A 16,094-nucleotide genomic window follows, 5' to 3' on the forward strand; every position below is an offset into this window, starting at 1 on the left:
GGAGGCGCCGTCATGACCGAGCAGGAGATCACCGCGATCGCGAACGAGGTTCTGTCCCCGATCCTCGGCGGCTCCGGGTATGCGGGCGTCGAGGTGCGCCCCGGCTTCGACCACGACGGCGATCCGTCTCTGTTCGTCACGGCCCGCTTCAAGCCCGGCTCGGGCGTGACCGGCGGGAAGGAATCGAACGCCGCGCACGCGGCGCTCCGGATGACGCTGCTCGGGAAAGGGGAGGAGCGCTTCCCCTACCTCACCTTCGATTACCCGGACGACGAGGTTCTGGGCGATGACGACGATTGGCGCGCGGGCGGAGAAGCGTGATGCCGCGCCTGGGCAACCCCCTCGTGTACGATCTCCTGGAGGTCGCCACGTCATTGGCCGAGCAGACGGGACGCCGCAATCTCCAGAAGGCGGCGATGCGGCGTGCCGTCAGCACGGCCTATTACGCCGTTTTCCACGGGCTCTGCTTCATCTGCGCCCGCGCGCTCGACGTCTGGACGCGCGACACGATGCTGATGGAGCCGGTCTATCGATTGCTCGATCACGGCCAGGTCAGGAAGCGGTTGGCCGGGCGTGAGGCGGCCGAACTCGGCCCGGGCATCGTCGCGATCGGCGTGTCCTTCGCCGAGCTTCAGGAGCGTCGGCATCAAGCGGATTACAGCCCGCCGAGCCTGGAGGTTCGCCGCTACGTCACCCGCAGCACCGTCGTGCGGGCCAAGCAGACCGTCGCCGACCTTGAATCCCTCGATGACGACCAGCGTCGCAGGCTGGCCGTCCTCCTCGTCACGAAGACTCGGCTCGCCTGAGCCCACGGGTTACGACCGATGAAATTCACCCTCTCCTGGCTCAAGGACCACCTCGACACCGACGCCTCGCTCGACACCATCGTCGAGACGCTGACCCGCATCGGGCTGGAGGTGGAGCGCGTCGAGGACAAGGCGGCGGACCTCGCGGCCTACCGGATCGCGGCCGTGCTCACCGCCGAGCAGCACCCGAACGCGGACCGGCTGCGCGTCTGCACGGTCGATGCCGGCGACGGCGCCGCCCCCGTGCAGGTGGTGTGCGGGGCACCGAACGCGCGCGCCGGCATGCGGAGCGTCTTCGCGCCGCCCGGCACCTACGTGCCGGGCAAGGACATCACCCTGTCGGTGGGCACCATCCGCGGCGTCGAGAGCCGCGGCATGCTGTGCTCGGGCGCCGAACTCGGCCTGTCGGACGACCATGACGGCATCCTCGACCTGCCGGCCGACGCGCCGGTGGGGCAGACCTACGCCGCCTATGCGGGCCTCGACGACCCGGTGATCGAGATCAACCTCACGCCGAACCGGCCCGACTGCACGAGCATCCACGGCATCGCCCGCGACCTCGCGGCGGCGGGGCTCGGCAGCCTGAAGCGCGAGCCGCTGCCGCCCGTGCGCGGGGAGGGGGCCTGCCCGGTCACGGTCGCCCTCGACTTCGCGGCGGAGGACCGGCACCTGTGCCCGCTCTTCGGCCTGCGGCTGGTGCGCGGCGTGCGCAACGGCCCGTCGCCGGACTGGCTGCAGCGGCGCCTGCGGGCGATCGGCCTTCGGCCCATCAACGCACTCGTCGACATCACCAACTACGTCACCTTCGACCGCGGCCGGCCGCTGCACGTCTTCGATGCCGCCAAGGTCACCGGCAACCTCACGGTCCGCCGCGCCCGCGCGGGCGAGGAGGTGGTGGCCCTCGACGGGCGCACCTACCGGCTCGACGAGGGCGTGGTGGTGATCGCCGACGAGGCGGGCGTCGAATCGATCGCCGGCATCATGGGCGGCGAGCATTCGGGCTGCGACGAGACCACCACCGACGTGCTGATCGAATCGGCCCTCTGGGATCCGCGCACCATCGCGCAGACCGGGCGGCGGCTCGGCATCATCACGGATGCGCGCTACCGGTTCGAGCGCGGCGTCGATCCGGCCTTCACGCTGCCGGGCCTCGACCTCGCCACCCGGATGGTGACGGATCTCTGCGGCGGCACGCCGACCCAGGCGACCGTCGCGGGCGAGATGCCAGACACCGACCGCGTCATCGACTTCCCCTGGACGGAGGTGCGGCGCCTCTCGGGACTCGACCTGCCGCGGCCGGAGATGAAGGTGACGCTGGAGAGCCTCGGCTTCCACGTCGCCGGCACGGGCGACCGGGTGAAGGTGCTTCCCCCCTCCTGGCGGCCGGACGTCGAGGGCAAGGCCGATCTCGTGGAGGAGATCGTGCGCATCGCCGGCCTCGACCGCATCGACCCCAAACCCCTGCCGCGGATCGACGCGACGGTGATCCGTCCGGTCCTCACGATGCTCCAGCGGCGCACCCGGCTCGCCAAGCGCGAACTCGCGGCGCGCGGCCTCGTCGAGGCGGTGACGTGGTCGTTCATCGCCAAGCACGAGGCCCAGGCCTTCGGCGGCGGGCGGCCGGACCTCGCCCTCGCCAACCCGATCGCCGCGGACCTCTCGGACATGCGCCCGAGCCTGCTGCCGGGCCTGCTGCGCGCCGCTCAGCGCAACGCCGACCGCGGCTATGGCGACGTGGCCCTGTTCGAGGTCGGCCAGTGCTTCGCCTCCGACCAGCCGGAGGGGCAGAGCATGCGCGCCGCCGCCCTGCGCCGCGGCACCGCGCGCTTCGCGGGCGCGGGGCGCCACTGGGACGGGGCGGCGCAGGCGGTCGACGCCTTCGAGGCCAAGGCCGACGCGCTGGCGCTCCTCACGGCGCTGGGCGTGCCGACCGGCGGGCTGCAGGTGGTCGCGGGCGCTCCCGACTACTTCCATCCCGGCCGCTCGGGCACGCTGCAATTCGGGCCGAAGAACCCGATCGGGCATTTCGGCGAGGTGCACCCGCGCGTGCTCAAGGCCCTCGACGTCAAGGGGCCGGTGGTCGCTTTCGAGATCGTGCTCGACGCGCTGCCGCTGCCCAAGCACCGGCCGACCAAGGTGAAGCCGCCGGCCAAGCTGTCAGAGTTCCAGCCGGTGAGCCGCGACTTCGCCTTCGTGGTCGGGCGCGACGTGGCGGCGGGCGACATCCTGAAGGCCGCCCAGGGCGCCGAGCGTGCGCTGATCGCGGGCGTGGAGGTTTTCGACGTCTACGAGGGCACGGGCATCGGGGCGGACCAGAAATCCGTCGCGGTGGCGGTGCGCCTGCAGCCGGTGGACCGCACCCTCACGGATGCGGAGATCGAGGCGGTGAGTGCCCGGATCGTCGCCGAGGTGGCGAAGAAGACCGGCGCGACCCTGCGCGGGTGAGCGCATCCGGGGAGCAGGAGGCGGCGATGACGGACCAGGCCCTCGTCGAGGAACTCTCGGACGCCTCCTACCTGCCCCAGGCCGCGCTCGCCCGCGCGGTGGCGGCGCCGGACACGATCGCGGAGCCCGTCGTCGCGCTGCTCGACCGGGCCGCCGCGGGCGAGAGCCTGACGGTGCCCGAGACGAACCTCGTTTTCTGGGGCGTCCACGCGCTCGGCGCCGCCCAGGACGGCCGCGCCTTCGCGCCGTACCTGCGGCTGATCCGGCGCCCCGACGAGGACGTCGCGGCGGTGCTGGGGGAAGACTACGTCGAGACCCTGCCGCGCCTCGTCGCGAGCCTCTACGACGGCGACCCAACGGCCCTGTTCGCCCTCGTGCGCGACCCACAGGCGGACGGACTCGTCCGCATGTCCGTGTTCGGCGCCATCGCGTTCCTGACCGCGGAGGGACGGCTCGATCCGGCCGCGACCCGCGATCTCCTCGACCGGTTCGACACGGAAGGGCAGGTTCCGGACGGCGATCCCGCCTGGCAGGGCTGGGAGGACGCGATCGGCCTTCTCGGCCACGCCGATCTGGCCGGGCGGGCGCGGGATTCGCGCCGCAGCGGGCGGACGCCCGCCGAGTTCAGCCGGCCCTCCGCCTTCGAGAAGATGCTGAGCGACGCCGCCGACGCGCGCCGTCGGCGCAAGTGGTTCGAGAAGATGAGCCTCGGATACCTCGGCGATCCCGCCATCGAACTCGCCTTCACGGCCGAGCCCGATCCCGATGCGGAGCCGGTCGAGTACGTCCCGCCTCCCGTCCACAATCCCTACCGGGATGTCGGCCGCAACGATCCCTGTCCCTGCGGGAGCGGGAAGAAGTTCAAGAAGTGCTGCTACGACCGGGTCGCGTCCGGCGGGAGCCAGGCCGGCTAGCGAGGCCGCCACACCCTTGCGTGATCCGCATCACGGAACGCGTCCGCTGCCCGGTGTTCCCTGTGCCCGTGTCCAAACAAGGAGCAGGCACATGATCAAGTCGACCCTCGGCGCCCTCGTCGTCACGGGCGTCGCCACCCTGATGCTGGCCGGATCGGCCGAGGCCCGCGGCTTCGGCGGGCGCGGCCATCACGGCGGCGGCCATCATTTCGGGGGCTTCCATCACTTCCACGGCCACAGCCACGGCTGGCATCACCGGCGGATCGGGTACTTCGGTGGCTACGGCTACGGCCACGACTGGTGCGGCCAGCGCTACTTCGACGCCTTCCGCGGGCGCTGGTTCTGCCGCTGAGAGGAAGGACGGGCCTCACCCCCCGCTCAAGGGGTTCGTCGGATCCCAGGCATACGCGAGGGTCTCGAACCGCAGCGAGCGGGCATCGACCATCAGCAGGCGGCCGACGAGGCCTTCGCCGAAGCCGGTGATCTCCCGGATCACCTCCATCGCCATCAGCGAGCCCATCAGGCCGGCGAGCGCCCCGAGCACGCCGGCCTGCGCGCAGGTCGGCACCGCGCCGGGAGGCGGCGGGTCGGGGAAGAGGCAGCGGTAGGTCGGGTTCGGGCGCCCGTCCGGGCCGGTTTCATGGGCGCGGATCGTGGTGAGCGAGCCGTCGAACTGGCCGAGTGCCGCGGTCACAAGCGGCCGGCGCGCGCGAAAGCAGGCATCCGAGACCGTGTAGCGGGTCTCGAAATTGTCGGACCCGTCCGCCACCACGTCGTAGGCCGAGGCCAGCGCCTCGGCGTTCTCCGTGTTCAGCCGCAGGGCGTGCGGCTCGACCCGCACGTGCGGATTGAGCCGCGCCACCGAAGCGGCGGCACTCTCCACCTTCGGCCGGCCGATATCCGGCGTGCCGTGGATCACCTGCCGCTGCAGGTTCGACAGCGAGACGGTGTCGTCGTCGACGATTCCGATCGTGCCGATGCCGGCCGCCGCGAGGTACTGGATCAGCGGGGCGCCGAGGCCCCCCGCGCCGATCACCAGCACCCGCGCCGCCTTGAGGCGCGCCTGGCCCGGCCCACCGACCTCCCGCAGCACGATGTGGCGGGCGTAGCGCTCGATCTCGTCGGAGGACAGGCTCGTCATGGGCCGGAGATAGCCCCCCGCGCGCGCCTCCGGAAGGCCCGAACCCGCATGGGAGCCGCCCGTGTCGGACCGAGAGAGCTTCCCCGCGGGGGCGAACCGCTCTACCGGGGCCACACGCTATCGCCACCGGGGACCGCCATGCCGGAGATCCTGTCGCCGCTCGCCCTCACGCAGGGGCTGATCCGCTGTCCTTCCGTCACGCCCTCGGAGGGCGGGGCACTGGCCTATCTGGGCGGCGTCCTTGCGCAGGCGGGCTTCGCGGTCGAGCGCCCGGTTTTTTCGGAGCCCGGCACGCCCGACGTCGAAAATCTCTACGCCCGCCTCGGCACGGCGAACCCCTGCCTGCTGCTGGCCGGCCACACCGACGTGGTGCCGCCCGGGGACGCGGCGGCGTGGCGCCACGATCCGTTCGGCGGGATCGTGGAGGCGGGGGAGGTGCACGGGCGCGGGGCCGTCGACATGAAGGGCGGGCTCGCCTGCCTGACCGCCGCGGTGCTCGACTTCCTCGCCGCCCGCGGGCCGGATTTCGGCGGCTCGATCGCCTTCCTGGTCACCGGGGACGAGGAGGGCCCGGCAGTCAACGGCACCGTGAAGCTTCTGGCCTGGGCGGCGGCGCGCGGGGAGCGCTTCGACCATTGCATCCTGGCCGAGCCGACGAACCCCGAACGGCTCGGGGAGATGATCAAGATCGGCCGGCGCGGCTCGCTCACCGCCACGCTCACGGTGCACGGGGTGCAGGGCCATGTCGCCTATCCGCACTTGGCCGAGAACCCGATTCCCGGCCTCGTGCGCCTCGCCGGCGCGCTGCTGGCCGAGCCCCTCGACGGTGGCACCCAGCATTTCGACGCCTCGAACCTCGAATTCACCACCCTCGACGTGGGCAACCCCGCCACGAACGTGATCCCGGGCCAGGCGCAGGGCACCTTCAACATCCGCTTCAACGACCTCTGGACGCCCGAGAGCCTGGAGGCGGAGCTGCGCCGCCGCCTCGACGCCGCGGCCGGCAACGCCGTGCGCTACAGCCTGGCGGTGCGGCCGACCAACTCGCTCGCCTTCCTGACGCAGCCCGACCCCTTCGTGCAGCTCGTGGCCGGCGCGATCGAGGCCGAGACGGGGGAGCGGCCGGCGCTCTCGACCACCGGCGGCACCTCGGACGCGCGCTTCATCAAGGAAGCGTGTCCGGTGATCGAGTTCGGCCTCGTCGGCCAGACCATGCATCAGGTGGACGAGCGGGTGCCGGTGGCCGATCTCGCGCGCCTGACCGCGATCTTCCGCCGGGTGCTCGACACCTACTTTCCGGGCGATGCTGCATTGCACGAAGGGGCTTGACCGCCCTTAGACGAAAGTTGAATCTCGCCGAGCTGGCCGGAGCCTCGGACATCATGCGTTGCGCTTCGGCCGCCCGCCGGAGGCCGCATGCTCGCCACTGCCGACGAGGTCGTCCGCTCGCTGCGCGGCACGGCCGATCTCCTCAACCGCAAGCCCGGCGCGCTCGGGCGCTTCGACATCAGCGAGCGCGGGTTCTGGCGCTCCTTCGGGGCCTTCTGGCTCACCGCCCCGGCCGTGGTGATCGCGCTGGCGCTGGAGCGCGGCCGCGACGATCTCGTCCAGTCCGGGCTGTTTCGCTTCGATCATGTGACGCTCGGGGTGCTGGCGGGCGCGCTCGCCTGCTTCCTCGTGGTCCCGCTCGCCATGATCGCGGTGGCCCGGCGCCTTGACCTCACGCGGGGCTACGTGCCCTTCGTGGTGGTCACGAACTGGATCCTCGTGGTCGCGTCCCTGGTCCTGTCGGTCCCCGGGCTGCTGCTGCTGCTGGGCCTCTCGACGCCCGGGCTCGCGGTGGTGCACGGCCTCGCCTTCGGAGCGGTGCTGGTGCACCTGTACGGCTCGGCGGTGCGGGCCACGCTGGGTCTCTCCGGCGCGGGCACGGTGCTGCTCACCCTCGCCTGCACGGCCCTGGTCGCCAGTGTGGCGGGCGGCGTGCACGCGCTCGTCTGAATCCGCGGGGCCACACCGGCCTCGCCGCATGCGTCGGCTTCTCACCGGCCTCCGAGAGTGTTGCATCGCATCTACAGCCCCGGACCCGGCGCCTCGACTAGGAGGGAGGGACCGCGCGCCCGGGGCGCCGGCCCTGAAGGCTCGTCGCATCCCATGCCGCGCGCGGTGTCATCCCACTCCGATCCGGCCGTCGATGCGGCGGCGCTGCTGCGCCGCATCGGGTTCTTCGCGATGCTGGTGGTTGTGCCGACCGCCGCCCTGCTGTCGCGGCGCGCCATCGTCATCGTGGTGCCGATCGCGGTCGTGCTGCTGTGCCTCGCCGCCGCCCTCGACGGCGCCGCCCGTCCGGCCTTGACGGGCCTCGGCCGCTTCGCGCGCGCCAGGGCCGCCGCTGCCGGGGCACTGCTCGTGGGCTGGGCGGCCCTCTCGCTGGTCTGGACGCCGTTTCCCGGGCCGGCGGCGGAGCGGCTGCTCAACATCGCGGTGACGGTCGGGCTGACGCTGGCGGGCTTCCTGGCCCTGCCGGACCGGATGCGGGCCGCCAACGCCTATCTGCTGCCCGTCGGCGTCGCGCTCGCGGCGGTGCTGGCCGTGGCCTTGGGCCTGTTCAGCGGCGCGGCCCTGCGCGTCGGGCTCGACGACGATTCGGCCCTGGAGCGCGGCGCGATGCTGCTCGCGCTCCTCGTCTGGCCGGCGGTGGCGTGGCTGCGCTCGCGCCGCCGCGACATCGAGGCGCTCGGCGTCGCCGTGGCGGTGGCGCTTGCCCTGGTGCTGGCGCCGAGCCCGATCCCGCTGCTCGCACTCGCGGCAGGTGCGGCGGCCTTCGCGCTGACGGCATGGCGCCGGGAAATCGGCGTCAAGGTCACGGCCGGCGTCGCGGCCGGGCTGGTGGTGCTCAGCCCCCTCCTGCCGTTCCTGCTGCGCCCGCTCGTCACGCCGGTCCTCGGCCCGCTGCACCCGCTGTCGCTCTCGCTGCGTACGTGGCAGCGGGTGGTGACGAGCGAGCCCCTGCGCCTCATCACCGGGCACGGCTTCGAGACGGCTCTGCGCGGTCGCGTCGTCGGGCTCCTGCCGGCGAACGCCCCGTCCTCGCTCCTGTTCGAGATCTGGTACGAACTCGGCGTCGTCGGCGCCTTCGCGGCGGCCTTCGTGCTGTGGTCGTCGCTGCGCCAGTCGGGCCGCGAGCACCCGCTGCTCGCCCCCGGCGCGATGGCGACCGCGGCGGCCGCCTTCGCCTCCGCCTGCCTCGGCATCGGCACCACGGTGATCTGGTGGCTCACCAGCCTCGCCGTCGCGGTGCTGGCCTTCGCGGCGATCGAGCGCGGGCAATTTCGCACCAGCCGCCCGCGCGCGAGCGCGCTGCCGGGCGCGGGCGGGCGCTGAACGTCAGCCCGCCGCCTCCTCGATCCGCATCATGTCGTCGTCCGAGAGGCCGAAATGGTGGCCGATCTCGTGCACCAGCACGTGGGTGACGAGGTGGCCCAGCGTCTCGTCGTGCTCGGCCCAGTAGTCGAGCAGCGGGCGGCGGTAGAGCCAGACCATGTTGGGGAACTGGCCGGTGGCGAGGCCGGCCGCCCCGCCGCCCTGCGCCAGTCCGGTGCCGCGAAACAGCCCGAGCAGGTCGAACTCGCTCTCGCAACCCATCTCGGCCAGGGTCTCGTCGTCGGGAAAATCTTCGACCCGGATCACCACGCCCTGGCAGAGGCGGCGAAACCCGTCGGGCAGGCGCGCGAAGGCGGCCTCCGCCATCGCCTCGAAGGCGGCGAGGTCGGGCGCCCGCAGGTCGCTCCAGTCGATCTCCGCCATGCTCACCACAGCCCCAGTTGCGCGCCGAGCATCCAGGCCAGCACCAGCACCGCCACGAGGCCGAGCCCCCGCCCGATCCGCCGGCCCCAGATCTCGGCCGGGTCGTCCGGCCCGCTCACGCGGCGAGCGCCGGCGCGACGCGGTCGGTCAGGAAGCCCGCGAGGTCGTTCGTGATGTGGTCGATGTGCGGCGCGCGCACCGCCTCCTGCTCGAACGGATCGCGAAAAGGATCGATGGTGCGCGGCACCACCAGCACGGTCGCCATGCCGAGATCGTGCGGCACCACGAGGTTCTTGGCCATGTCCTCGAACAGGGCCGAGCGGGTCGGGTCGACTCCGTGCCGGTCGAGGAAGCGCTCGTAGGCTGAGCGCTCGGGCTTGGGCACGAAGTCCGAGGCCGCGATGTCGAACACGTCCTCGAAATGGTCGAGGATGCCGAGCTTGCGCGCCACGTTCTCGGCGTGCCGGCGCGAGCCGTTGGTGAGGATCAGCTTGCGCCCTGGCAGCCGCTCGATCGCCCGCCCGAGATCCGGGTTGAGGACGATGCTCGAATGGTCGATGTCGTGCGCGAAGTCGAGGAACGCGTAGGGGTCGATCTCCCACTCGGCCATCAGCGCCCGCAGGGTCGTGCCGTAGCGGTGGTAGAAGTATTTTTGCAGCGCGCGCGCCGAGAGGCCGTCGAGGCCGAAGAGGTTCATCACGTAGAGCGTGATGCGCTCGTCCACCTGCGGCCAGACCCGGGCGTCGTGCGGGTAGAGCGTGTTGTCGAGGTCGAACACCCAGGTGTCGACGCCCGAGAAGCCGCGGGCATCCGGAGCGGTGAGGTGGCTCTCGCTGGGCAGGAACTCGCTGGGCAGGTGCAAGGGCTGGACCCGTCTCGACGCGAAGGGGGCCCCGCGGCCCCCGGAGGAGCAGGATAGGCGCCGCCGCCGAGAAGGCAAACGGCGCCGCTCTGCTCTCAGTCCTTGATGTGCCGCATCGTCTGCGACGAACCGGCATCCCCTTTGTCGGACAATGCTCTAGGGGCGGCTGCGGCGGATCAGCGTGCCCGCTCCGTAATCGGTGAAGAGTTCGAGCAGGACCGCGTGCGGCACCTTGCCGTCGAGGATGACCACCGCCTCGACGCCCTGCTCGATGGCGTAGATGCAGGTTTCGATCTTCGGGATCATGCCGCCCGTGATGGTGCCGTCCGCGATGAGGCGACGGCAATCCTCCACCGCGAGTTCCGGGATCAGGCGCTTCTCCTTGTCGAGCACGCCCGGCACGTCGGTGAGGAGCAGCAGGCGCTTGGCCCGGAGCGCCCCCGCGATCGCGCCCGCGAAGGTGTCAGCGTTCACGTTGTAGGTCTGGCCGTCGGCGCCCACCGCCACGGGGGCCAGCACCGGGATCAGCTCGGCCTTCAGCACCGCGTCGAGCACGCTGCGGTCCACCCGCTCAGGCTCGCCCACGAGGCCGAGATCGACGTGCCGCTCGATGTGCGAATCCGGGTCCACCACCGTGCGGGTCGCGCGGCGGGCCTGGACCATGTTGCCGTCCTTGCCGCACAGGCCGATCGCCTTGCCGCCCTCGGCCGAGATCCAGCCCACGATCTGCTTGTTGATCGAGCCGGCCAGCACCATCTCGACCACCTCGACGGTGGCCTCGTCGGTGACGCGCAGGCCCTCGCGGAACTCGGACTTGATGCCGAGCCGGTCGAGCATCCGGCCGATCTGCGGCCCGCCGCCATGCACCACCACGGGCTTCAGGCCGGACTGCTCCAGGAGCACGATGTCCTCAGCGAAATCCTCCGCCGCGGCCCGGTCGCCCATGGCGTGGCCGCCGTACTTGATGACCACGATCTCCTGATCGTAGCGCTGCATGTGCGGCAGGGCCTGCACCAGCACCTCGGCCCGCACGTGCACGTTGGGCAGGGCGTCTGCGGCTTGGCTCATCGTGCGGCGTCCTCTCGATCGGCTCGCGGGTCGGGCGCGGGTTCTAACGCAGCTTGCCAGGCACCGGAAGCGCGGAAGGCCCGCCTTTAGGGAGCGCTTCGCGACGGGACGATGACGGTCCGCTCGTAGCGCGGCCAGGCCGTGCCGGCCTGCGCGAGGCGGAAGCCGCCGCGCTCCAGGACTCGGCGCCCCGCCGCGTTATCGGCCCGGATCGTCGCCACGAGGCGGCGGGCGAAGCCCGTCTCGGCCGCGTCGGCCGCGAGCGCGTCGAGGAGGCGACCGCCGAGGCCGAGGCCTCGCGCGAGCGGCGAGACGACCAGCGTCACCTCCGCTTCCTGCCCGTCGCGGACCCGGTCGAGGCGCAGCGACCCGACCGGCTCCCCGTCCGCCTCGGCCACGAGGAGGCGGGTGCGCTCGCGCTCGGCGAGCCGCGCGGCGAGCCACGCGCGGTGGCCCTCCCAGCCGACCGGGGCGGCACTGCGCGCCATCGCGCGCGACAGCGGGTCGTTGCGCCAGATCCAGAGCCGGCGGGCATCCGCCGCGCGGGCCGGGCGCAGCGACACCGCGGCGGGCCAGAAGGGCGCGGCGGCCACGAGGCTTCCGAGCGCGGCGGCGATGCGCTCCGCCCCCAGCGCGTCTCCGCCCTCGTCGTCGTGCGGCGGCAGCGCGTAGCGCGGCCCGAACAGGCCGCGCGCGCCGGGCGGGATCAGCCCGGCGTAATCCGTCCGGCCACATCCGGGCGCGGCATCCACCAAGAGGTCGCAGGCATGCGCCCGGTCGGCCCGCCCGTCGAGGCAGGCGAGGAGCGCGCCGTTCGCGCGAAGGGCCTGCTCCTCGGCGAGCGTCGCCTCGCCGTGATCGGCCACCACGACGTCGGCCGGCACGAGGCCGTCCGCCTCCGGCCGCAGGGTCACGGCGTGCCCGCGCCGCTCCAGGGCGGCCCCGAGTGCAGCGGCCCGCTCGGCCGCGACGGCGGGCCCGCTGAGGACGAGCACGTGGCGCGGGAAGTTCGGGATCGCCCTCACGGTTTACGTCGCATTAACCCTGGGGAAGGAAAGTTCCTCGCAGCCACGCGAGGTGGAACGATGCGCCAACTGGAAACCCTTCTTCCGCGTCCCGCCCTCACCAATCCCTCGCTCCTCGCCGCCACCGTCGCCTCCCTCGGCCGGCGTGCCGCGAGCCGCCAGGACCTGTGGCGGCTGCTCACGGAGAGCTACACGGTCGACCTCGACGCCGTGGCGGCGATGCTGCCGCCCGAGGAGCCGGAGCCCGTCTGGCTGCCGTCGAAGTCCTGACCATCCTCAGGCAGCCGCCTCGATCCTCAACGCATCACCGGGGCGCAGCGTGCCGCCGGTCGCCACCCGCGCGTAGACGCCGCAATCCGCGTGGCCGAGGCGCTGCAGGAGCGTGCGCGGGATCGTGAGGTCGCGCTCGCCCGTGCGCGGATCGACGTTGGTCGCCGCGCACCGCTCGGTCCGCTTCGTCACCGTCAACCGCAGGCCGCTCTCCGCGACGAGGTCGGAGCCGACGAGGTCGAGTTCCGCGAAGGGCGCCAGCCCCTCGACGTGCAGGTTGCCCCGGAAGCGCAGCGGGTCGACGGGCGCGCCCACCATGTCCTCCAGGGCCGCGATGCTCGCGAGGTTGATGAGCGAGACGAAGCCCGAGCGCGAATCGGTGAACCGGAAGCCGTCCGGCGCCGAGAGGACCTTCGGCGGCCCGCGCAGCTCGGCCGGCATGAAACGGCGGAAGAACGCCTCGACGGCAAGCCGTCCGTCCCGGGTCGAGAGGTCGGCGCGTACGGCCTCCCGGTCGCCCTCGCGGATGACGAGCGTGCCGGCCGCGTCGTCATAGCGCGTCGCGAGGCGCGCCAGCGCCTCGTGGCGCATCAGCATCAGGAACTTGATCTTCGGCTGGTGGACGGGCGCCGCCGGATCGAAGCCGCTCGGCCCGTTCTCCACCGCGAAGAGTCGGTCGCCCGGGAAGTAGGATCCGGCCGCGAGGTCGGCCGCCTCCAGGCGTTCGGGCGAGAGGCCCTTCACGGGGTAACGGTGAAGGTCGACGACGCGGAGGGAAGCTGCCATTCCGCAGGGCTATCCCCGGCGGGCGCGTGGAGCAAGCATCCGGGCCCCTCGCCGGGCGCATGGATGTGGGAACCGTTCGGCGCGGCCGGCCCCTTGTGTCACCGATATGCCACACCACATGGAGCCTACCGGCCGCTCCGTCACGAGGGCCGGACCCCGCGAACGCCCACCGTTGCGGGGTGCCTGACGGCCCGTCCGCGCCCGCCACCGGGGCGGACGGCCCCGATCGAGGAGGGGAGACGAGATGAACTTCGAACAATACACCGAGCGCGCCCGCGGCTTCGTGCAATCCGCGCAGGCCCTGGCGCTGCGCGAGGGGCACCCGCAGCTGGCCCCCGGCCACGTCCTGAAGGTGCTGCTCGACGATTCCGAGGGCCTCTGCGCCGGCCTGATCGAGCGCGCGGGCGGCCAGTCGCGCGTGGCGCTGGCTCAGATCGAGGCGTGGCTGGCCAAGCAGCCGAAAGTGTCGGGCGGCGCGAGCCAGCCGCAGGCGACGCGCGAGCTGATGCGCCTGTTCGACACGGCCGAGAAGGCCGCCGAGAAGGCGGGCGATTCCTACGTCACGGTGGAGCGGCTGCTCCTCGCGCTCGCGGTCGAGAAGGACAGCGAGGCCGGACGTGCGCTCGCCGCCGCGGGCGTCACCGCCGCCTCGCTCAACGCCGCCATCAACGCGCTGCGCAAGGGCCGCACTGCCGACAACGCCACGGCCGAGAACGCCTACGACGCCCTGAAGAAATATGCCCGCGACCTCACCGAGGCGGCCCGCGAGGGCAAGCTCGACCCGGTGATCGGCCGCGACGAAGAGATCCGGCGCACCATCCAGGTGCTGTCCCGGCGCACCAAGAACAATCCGGTGCTGATCGGCGAGCCCGGCGTCGGCAAGACCGCCATCGTCGAGGGGCTGGCGCTGCGCATCGTCAACGGCGACGTGCCCGAGAGCCTGAAGGACAAGTGCCTGCTCGCCCTCGACATGGGCGCGCTGATCGCGGGCGCGAAGTACCGCGGCGAGTTCGAGGAGCGGCTGAAGGGCGTGCTCTCCGAGGTCACCGCGGCCGAGGGCGGCATCATCCTGTTCATCGACGAGATGCACACCCTCGTCGGCGCCGGCAAGGCGGATGGGGCGATGGACGCCTCGAACCTGCTCAAGCCCGCGCTCGCCCGCGGCGAACTGCACTGCGTCGGGGCCACGACCCTCGACGAGTACCGCAAGCACGTCGAGAAGGACGCCGCGCTGGCGCGGCGCTTCCAGCCCGTCTTCGTGTCCGAGCCCACCGTCGAGGACACGGTCTCGATCCTGCGCGGCATCAAGGAGAAGTACGAGCAGCACCACGGCGTGCGCATCCAGGACGCCGCGCTCGTCGCGGCCGCCACCCTGTCGAACCGCTACATCACCGACCGCTTCCTGCCCGACAAGGCGATCGACCTCGTCGACGAGGCGGCCTCGCGCCTGCGCATGCAGGTCGATTCCAAGCCCGAGGAACTCGATTCCATCGACCGCGAGATCGTGCGGCTGAAGATCGAGGCCGAGGCGCTGAAGAAGGAGACCGACGCAGCCTCCCGCGACCGGCTCGTGCGTCTGGAGAAGGAGCTCGGCGACTTGGAGGAGCAGTCGGCGTCGATCACGGCGCGCTGGAAGGCCGAGAAGGACAAGCTCGGCCGCGCCGCGGAGCTGAAGAAGAAGCTCGACGAATCCCGCAACGAACTCGCCGCGGCGCAGCGCCAGGGCCAGTACCAGCGGGCGGGCGAACTCGCCTACGGCATCATCCCGGGGCTGGAGCGGGAACTGGCCGAGATCGAGGCCAGGGGCCAGGATGGCACGCGCGGCAACGGGTCCGGGCTGATGGAGGAGGCGGTGACGCCGAGCCACGTCGCGGGCGTCGTCTCGCGCTGGACCGGCATCCCGGTCGACAAGATGCTGGAGGGCGAGCGCGACAAACTGCTCGCCATGGAGGCGGCGCTGGGCAAGCGCGTCGTCGGCCAGCGCGAGGCCGTGGAGGCGGTCGCGACCGCAGTGCGCCGGGCGCGCGCCGGCCTGCAGGACCCGAACCGGCCGATCGGCTCGTTCATGTTCCTCGGGCCGACGGGCGTCGGCAAGACCGAGCTGACCAAGGCGCTGGCGAGCTTCCTGTTCGACGACGAGACCGCGCTCGTGCGCATCGACATGTCGGAGTACATGGAAAAGCATTCGGTCGCCCGGCTGATCGGCGCACCCCCCGGCTATGTCGGCTACGAGGAGGGCGGGGCGCTCACCGAGGCCGTGCGGCGCCGTCCCTACCAAGTGGTGCTGTTCGACGAGATCGAGAAGGCGCACCCGGACGTGTTCAACGTCCTGTTGCAGGTTCTTGACGACGGGCGGCTCACCGACGGGCAGGGGCGGACGGTCGACTTCCGCAACACGCTCCTCATCATGACCTCCAATCTCGGGGCCGAGTACTTGGTCAACCAGCCCGAGGGGCAGGACAGCGTCGCGGTGCGCGACGAGGTGATGGCGGTGGTGCGCGGGCATTTCCGGCCCGAGTTCCTGAACCGCGTGGACGAGATCATCCTGTTCCACCGCCTCAAGCGGAGCGAGATGGGGGCGATCGTCGACATCCAGCTCGCGCGCCTGCAGAAACTCCTCGACGAGCGCAAGATCACGCTCGACGTCGAGCCCGACGCCCGCGACTGGCTTGCCGAGCGCGGCTACGACCCGGCCTACGGCGCGCGCCCACTCAAGCGAGTGATCCAGAAGGCCGTGCAGGATCCGCTGGCCGAGCAGCTCCTCAGCGGCACGATCCACGACGGCGAGCCCGTGTCGGTGCGCCTCGGCCCGGCGGGTCTGATGATCGGCGACGTCGCCGTCGCGGCGGAGCGCCGCCCCGCGGGCGCCACGCTGAACTGAGCGGCCCGGGNGCGGCACGATCCACGACGGCGAGCCCGTGTCGGTGCGCCTCGGCCCGGCGGGTCTGATGATCGGCGACGTCGCCGTCGCGG

16 protein-coding genes are annotated in these 16,094 nt (G+C 72.1%); 10 read left to right on the top strand and 6 right to left on the bottom strand.

The features are described 5' to 3' along the window. The first annotated feature begins 12 nt into the window (after positions 1-12). The 5 genes from ACKUB9_RS12875 to ACKUB9_RS12895 all read left to right on the top strand — a co-directional run bounded on the left by ACKUB9_RS12875 (position 13) and on the right by ACKUB9_RS12895 (position 4,517). The gene (locus tag ACKUB9_RS12875) at positions 13-321 is read left to right on the top strand and encodes a hypothetical protein (protein ID WP_407522507.1); all 309 of its coding nucleotides are present in this window, start codon (positions 13-15) and stop codon (positions 319-321) included. Then, on the top strand, positions 321-806 hold the full coding sequence (locus tag ACKUB9_RS12880) for a hypothetical protein (protein WP_407522509.1): 486 nt from the start codon (positions 321-323) through the stop codon (positions 804-806). The genes ACKUB9_RS12875 and ACKUB9_RS12880 overlap by 1 nt, the downstream gene beginning before the upstream one ends. Positions 807-824: 18 nt before the next feature. After that, on the top strand, positions 825-3,251 hold the full coding sequence (gene pheT / locus ACKUB9_RS12885) for a phenylalanine--tRNA ligase subunit beta (RefSeq protein ID WP_407522511.1): 2,427 nt from the start codon (positions 825-827) through the stop codon (positions 3,249-3,251). A 26-nt stretch (positions 3,252-3,277) separates the two neighbouring features. Continuing rightward, positions 3,278-4,165 carry an SEC-C metal-binding domain-containing protein gene (locus tag ACKUB9_RS12890; protein WP_407522513.1) on the top strand — a complete coding sequence of 296 codons (888 nt, stop codon included), beginning with the start codon at positions 3,278-3,280 and terminating at the stop codon, positions 4,163-4,165. Between the two features lie 91 nt (positions 4,166-4,256). Further along, positions 4,257-4,517, top strand: a complete 261-nt coding sequence (locus ACKUB9_RS12895) for a hypothetical protein (protein ID WP_407522515.1) — start codon at positions 4,257-4,259, stop codon at positions 4,515-4,517. 15 nt (positions 4,518-4,532) lie between these two features. On the opposite strand, the gene ACKUB9_RS12900 is transcribed toward ACKUB9_RS12895, so the two are convergent. Then, the gene (locus ACKUB9_RS12900; protein WP_407522517.1) at positions 4,533-5,306 is read right to left on the bottom strand and encodes a HesA/MoeB/ThiF family protein; all 774 of its coding nucleotides are present in this window, start codon (positions 5,304-5,306) and stop codon (positions 4,533-4,535) included. Positions 5,307-5,444: 138 nt separating this feature from the next. On the opposite strand from ACKUB9_RS12900, the gene dapE reads away from it, so the two are divergent. From dapE to ACKUB9_RS12915, 3 genes are all read left to right on the top strand, one after another. Next, the gene (gene dapE / locus ACKUB9_RS12905; RefSeq protein ID WP_407522519.1) at positions 5,445-6,635 is read left to right on the top strand and encodes a succinyl-diaminopimelate desuccinylase; all 1,191 of its coding nucleotides are present in this window, start codon (positions 5,445-5,447) and stop codon (positions 6,633-6,635) included. Positions 6,636-6,722: 87 nt separating this feature from the next. Next, entirely contained in the window at positions 6,723-7,304 is a 582-nt protein-coding gene (locus ACKUB9_RS12910; protein WP_407522521.1) for a hypothetical protein, read from the top strand. A 153-nt stretch (positions 7,305-7,457) separates the two neighbouring features. Next, positions 7,458-8,687: a peptide ABC transporter permease gene (locus ACKUB9_RS12915; protein WP_407522523.1), complete on the top strand. Its 1,230-nt coding sequence runs from the start codon at positions 7,458-7,460 to the stop codon at positions 8,685-8,687. A 3-nt stretch (positions 8,688-8,690) separates the two neighbouring features. Here ACKUB9_RS12915 and ACKUB9_RS12920 read toward each other — a convergent pair whose 3' ends face one another. The 4 genes from ACKUB9_RS12920 to ACKUB9_RS12935 all read right to left on the bottom strand — a co-directional run bounded on the left by ACKUB9_RS12920 (position 8,691) and on the right by ACKUB9_RS12935 (position 12,065). Next, the gene (locus ACKUB9_RS12920) at positions 8,691-9,110 is read right to left on the bottom strand and encodes a metallopeptidase family protein (protein ID WP_407522525.1); all 420 of its coding nucleotides are present in this window, start codon (positions 9,108-9,110) and stop codon (positions 8,691-8,693) included. A 115-nt stretch (positions 9,111-9,225) separates the two neighbouring features. Continuing rightward, positions 9,226-9,972 (bottom strand): pyrimidine 5'-nucleotidase, encoded by a 747-nt coding sequence (locus ACKUB9_RS12925; protein ID WP_407522527.1) that lies wholly within the window; start codon positions 9,970-9,972, stop codon positions 9,226-9,228. Between the two features lie 156 nt (positions 9,973-10,128). Continuing rightward, positions 10,129-11,040, bottom strand: coding sequence for an acetylglutamate kinase (gene argB, locus ACKUB9_RS12930; RefSeq protein ID WP_407522529.1), 912 nt, complete (start codon positions 11,038-11,040; stop codon positions 10,129-10,131). 86 nt (positions 11,041-11,126) lie between these two features. Beyond that, positions 11,127-12,065 carry a GNAT family N-acetyltransferase gene (locus tag ACKUB9_RS12935; RefSeq protein WP_407522531.1) on the bottom strand — a complete coding sequence of 313 codons (939 nt, stop codon included), beginning with the start codon at positions 12,063-12,065 and terminating at the stop codon, positions 11,127-11,129. Positions 12,066-12,125: 60 nt separating this feature from the next. On the opposite strand from ACKUB9_RS12935, the gene ACKUB9_RS12940 reads away from it, so the two are divergent. Next, complete coding sequence (locus tag ACKUB9_RS12940; RefSeq protein WP_407522533.1) at positions 12,126-12,335, top strand: hypothetical protein; 210 nt, start codon at positions 12,126-12,128, stop codon at positions 12,333-12,335. 6 nt (positions 12,336-12,341) lie between these two features. On the opposite strand, the gene ACKUB9_RS12945 is transcribed toward ACKUB9_RS12940, so the two are convergent. Beyond that, positions 12,342-13,121, bottom strand: a complete 780-nt coding sequence (locus tag ACKUB9_RS12945; protein ID WP_407522535.1) for an MOSC domain-containing protein — start codon at positions 13,119-13,121, stop codon at positions 12,342-12,344. Positions 13,122-13,365: 244 nt separating this feature from the next. Between ACKUB9_RS12945 and clpB the strand changes: the two genes are divergently transcribed. Beyond that, positions 13,366-16,002, top strand: a complete 2,637-nt coding sequence (gene clpB, locus ACKUB9_RS12950; protein ID WP_407522537.1) for an ATP-dependent chaperone ClpB — start codon at positions 13,366-13,368, stop codon at positions 16,000-16,002. Positions 16,003-16,094 lie beyond the last annotated feature (92 nt).

The sequence above is a fragment of the Methylobacterium oryzisoli genome (assembly GCF_046557895.1).
In the GTDB taxonomy this organism is placed as follows: domain Bacteria; phylum Pseudomonadota; class Alphaproteobacteria; order Rhizobiales; family Beijerinckiaceae; genus Methylobacterium; species Methylobacterium oryzisoli.

Excerpts from the sequence above, each read along its gene's own strand:
- ACKUB9_RS12875 (WP_407522507.1), top strand. The coding sequence starts at position 13 with ATGACCGAGCAGGAGATCACCGCGATCGCGAACGAGGTTCTGTCCCCG.
- ACKUB9_RS12880 (WP_407522509.1), top strand. The coding sequence starts at position 321 with ATGCCGCGCCTGGGCAACCCCCTCGTGTACGATCTCCTGGAGGTCGCC.
- pheT (WP_407522511.1), top strand. The coding sequence starts at position 825 with ATGAAATTCACCCTCTCCTGGCTCAAGGACCACCTCGACACCGACGCC.
- ACKUB9_RS12890 (WP_407522513.1), top strand. The coding sequence starts at position 3,278 with ATGACGGACCAGGCCCTCGTCGAGGAACTCTCGGACGCCTCCTACCTG.
- ACKUB9_RS12895 (WP_407522515.1), top strand. The coding sequence starts at position 4,257 with ATGATCAAGTCGACCCTCGGCGCCCTCGTCGTCACGGGCGTCGCCACC.
- ACKUB9_RS12900 (WP_407522517.1), bottom strand. The coding sequence starts at position 5,306 with ATGACGAGCCTGTCCTCCGACGAGATCGAGCGCTACGCCCGCCACATC.
- dapE (WP_407522519.1), top strand. The coding sequence starts at position 5,445 with ATGCCGGAGATCCTGTCGCCGCTCGCCCTCACGCAGGGGCTGATCCGC.
- ACKUB9_RS12910 (WP_407522521.1), top strand. The coding sequence starts at position 6,723 with ATGCTCGCCACTGCCGACGAGGTCGTCCGCTCGCTGCGCGGCACGGCC.
- ACKUB9_RS12915 (WP_407522523.1), top strand. The coding sequence starts at position 7,458 with ATGCCGCGCGCGGTGTCATCCCACTCCGATCCGGCCGTCGATGCGGCG.
- ACKUB9_RS12920 (WP_407522525.1), bottom strand. The coding sequence starts at position 9,110 with ATGGCGGAGATCGACTGGAGCGACCTGCGGGCGCCCGACCTCGCCGCC.
- argB (WP_407522529.1), bottom strand. The coding sequence starts at position 11,040 with ATGAGCCAAGCCGCAGACGCCCTGCCCAACGTGCACGTGCGGGCCGAG.
- ACKUB9_RS12940 (WP_407522533.1), top strand. The coding sequence starts at position 12,126 with ATGCGCCAACTGGAAACCCTTCTTCCGCGTCCCGCCCTCACCAATCCC.
- ACKUB9_RS12945 (WP_407522535.1), bottom strand. The coding sequence starts at position 13,121 with ATGGCAGCTTCCCTCCGCGTCGTCGACCTTCACCGTTACCCCGTGAAG.
- clpB (WP_407522537.1), top strand. The coding sequence starts at position 13,366 with ATGAACTTCGAACAATACACCGAGCGCGCCCGCGGCTTCGTGCAATCC.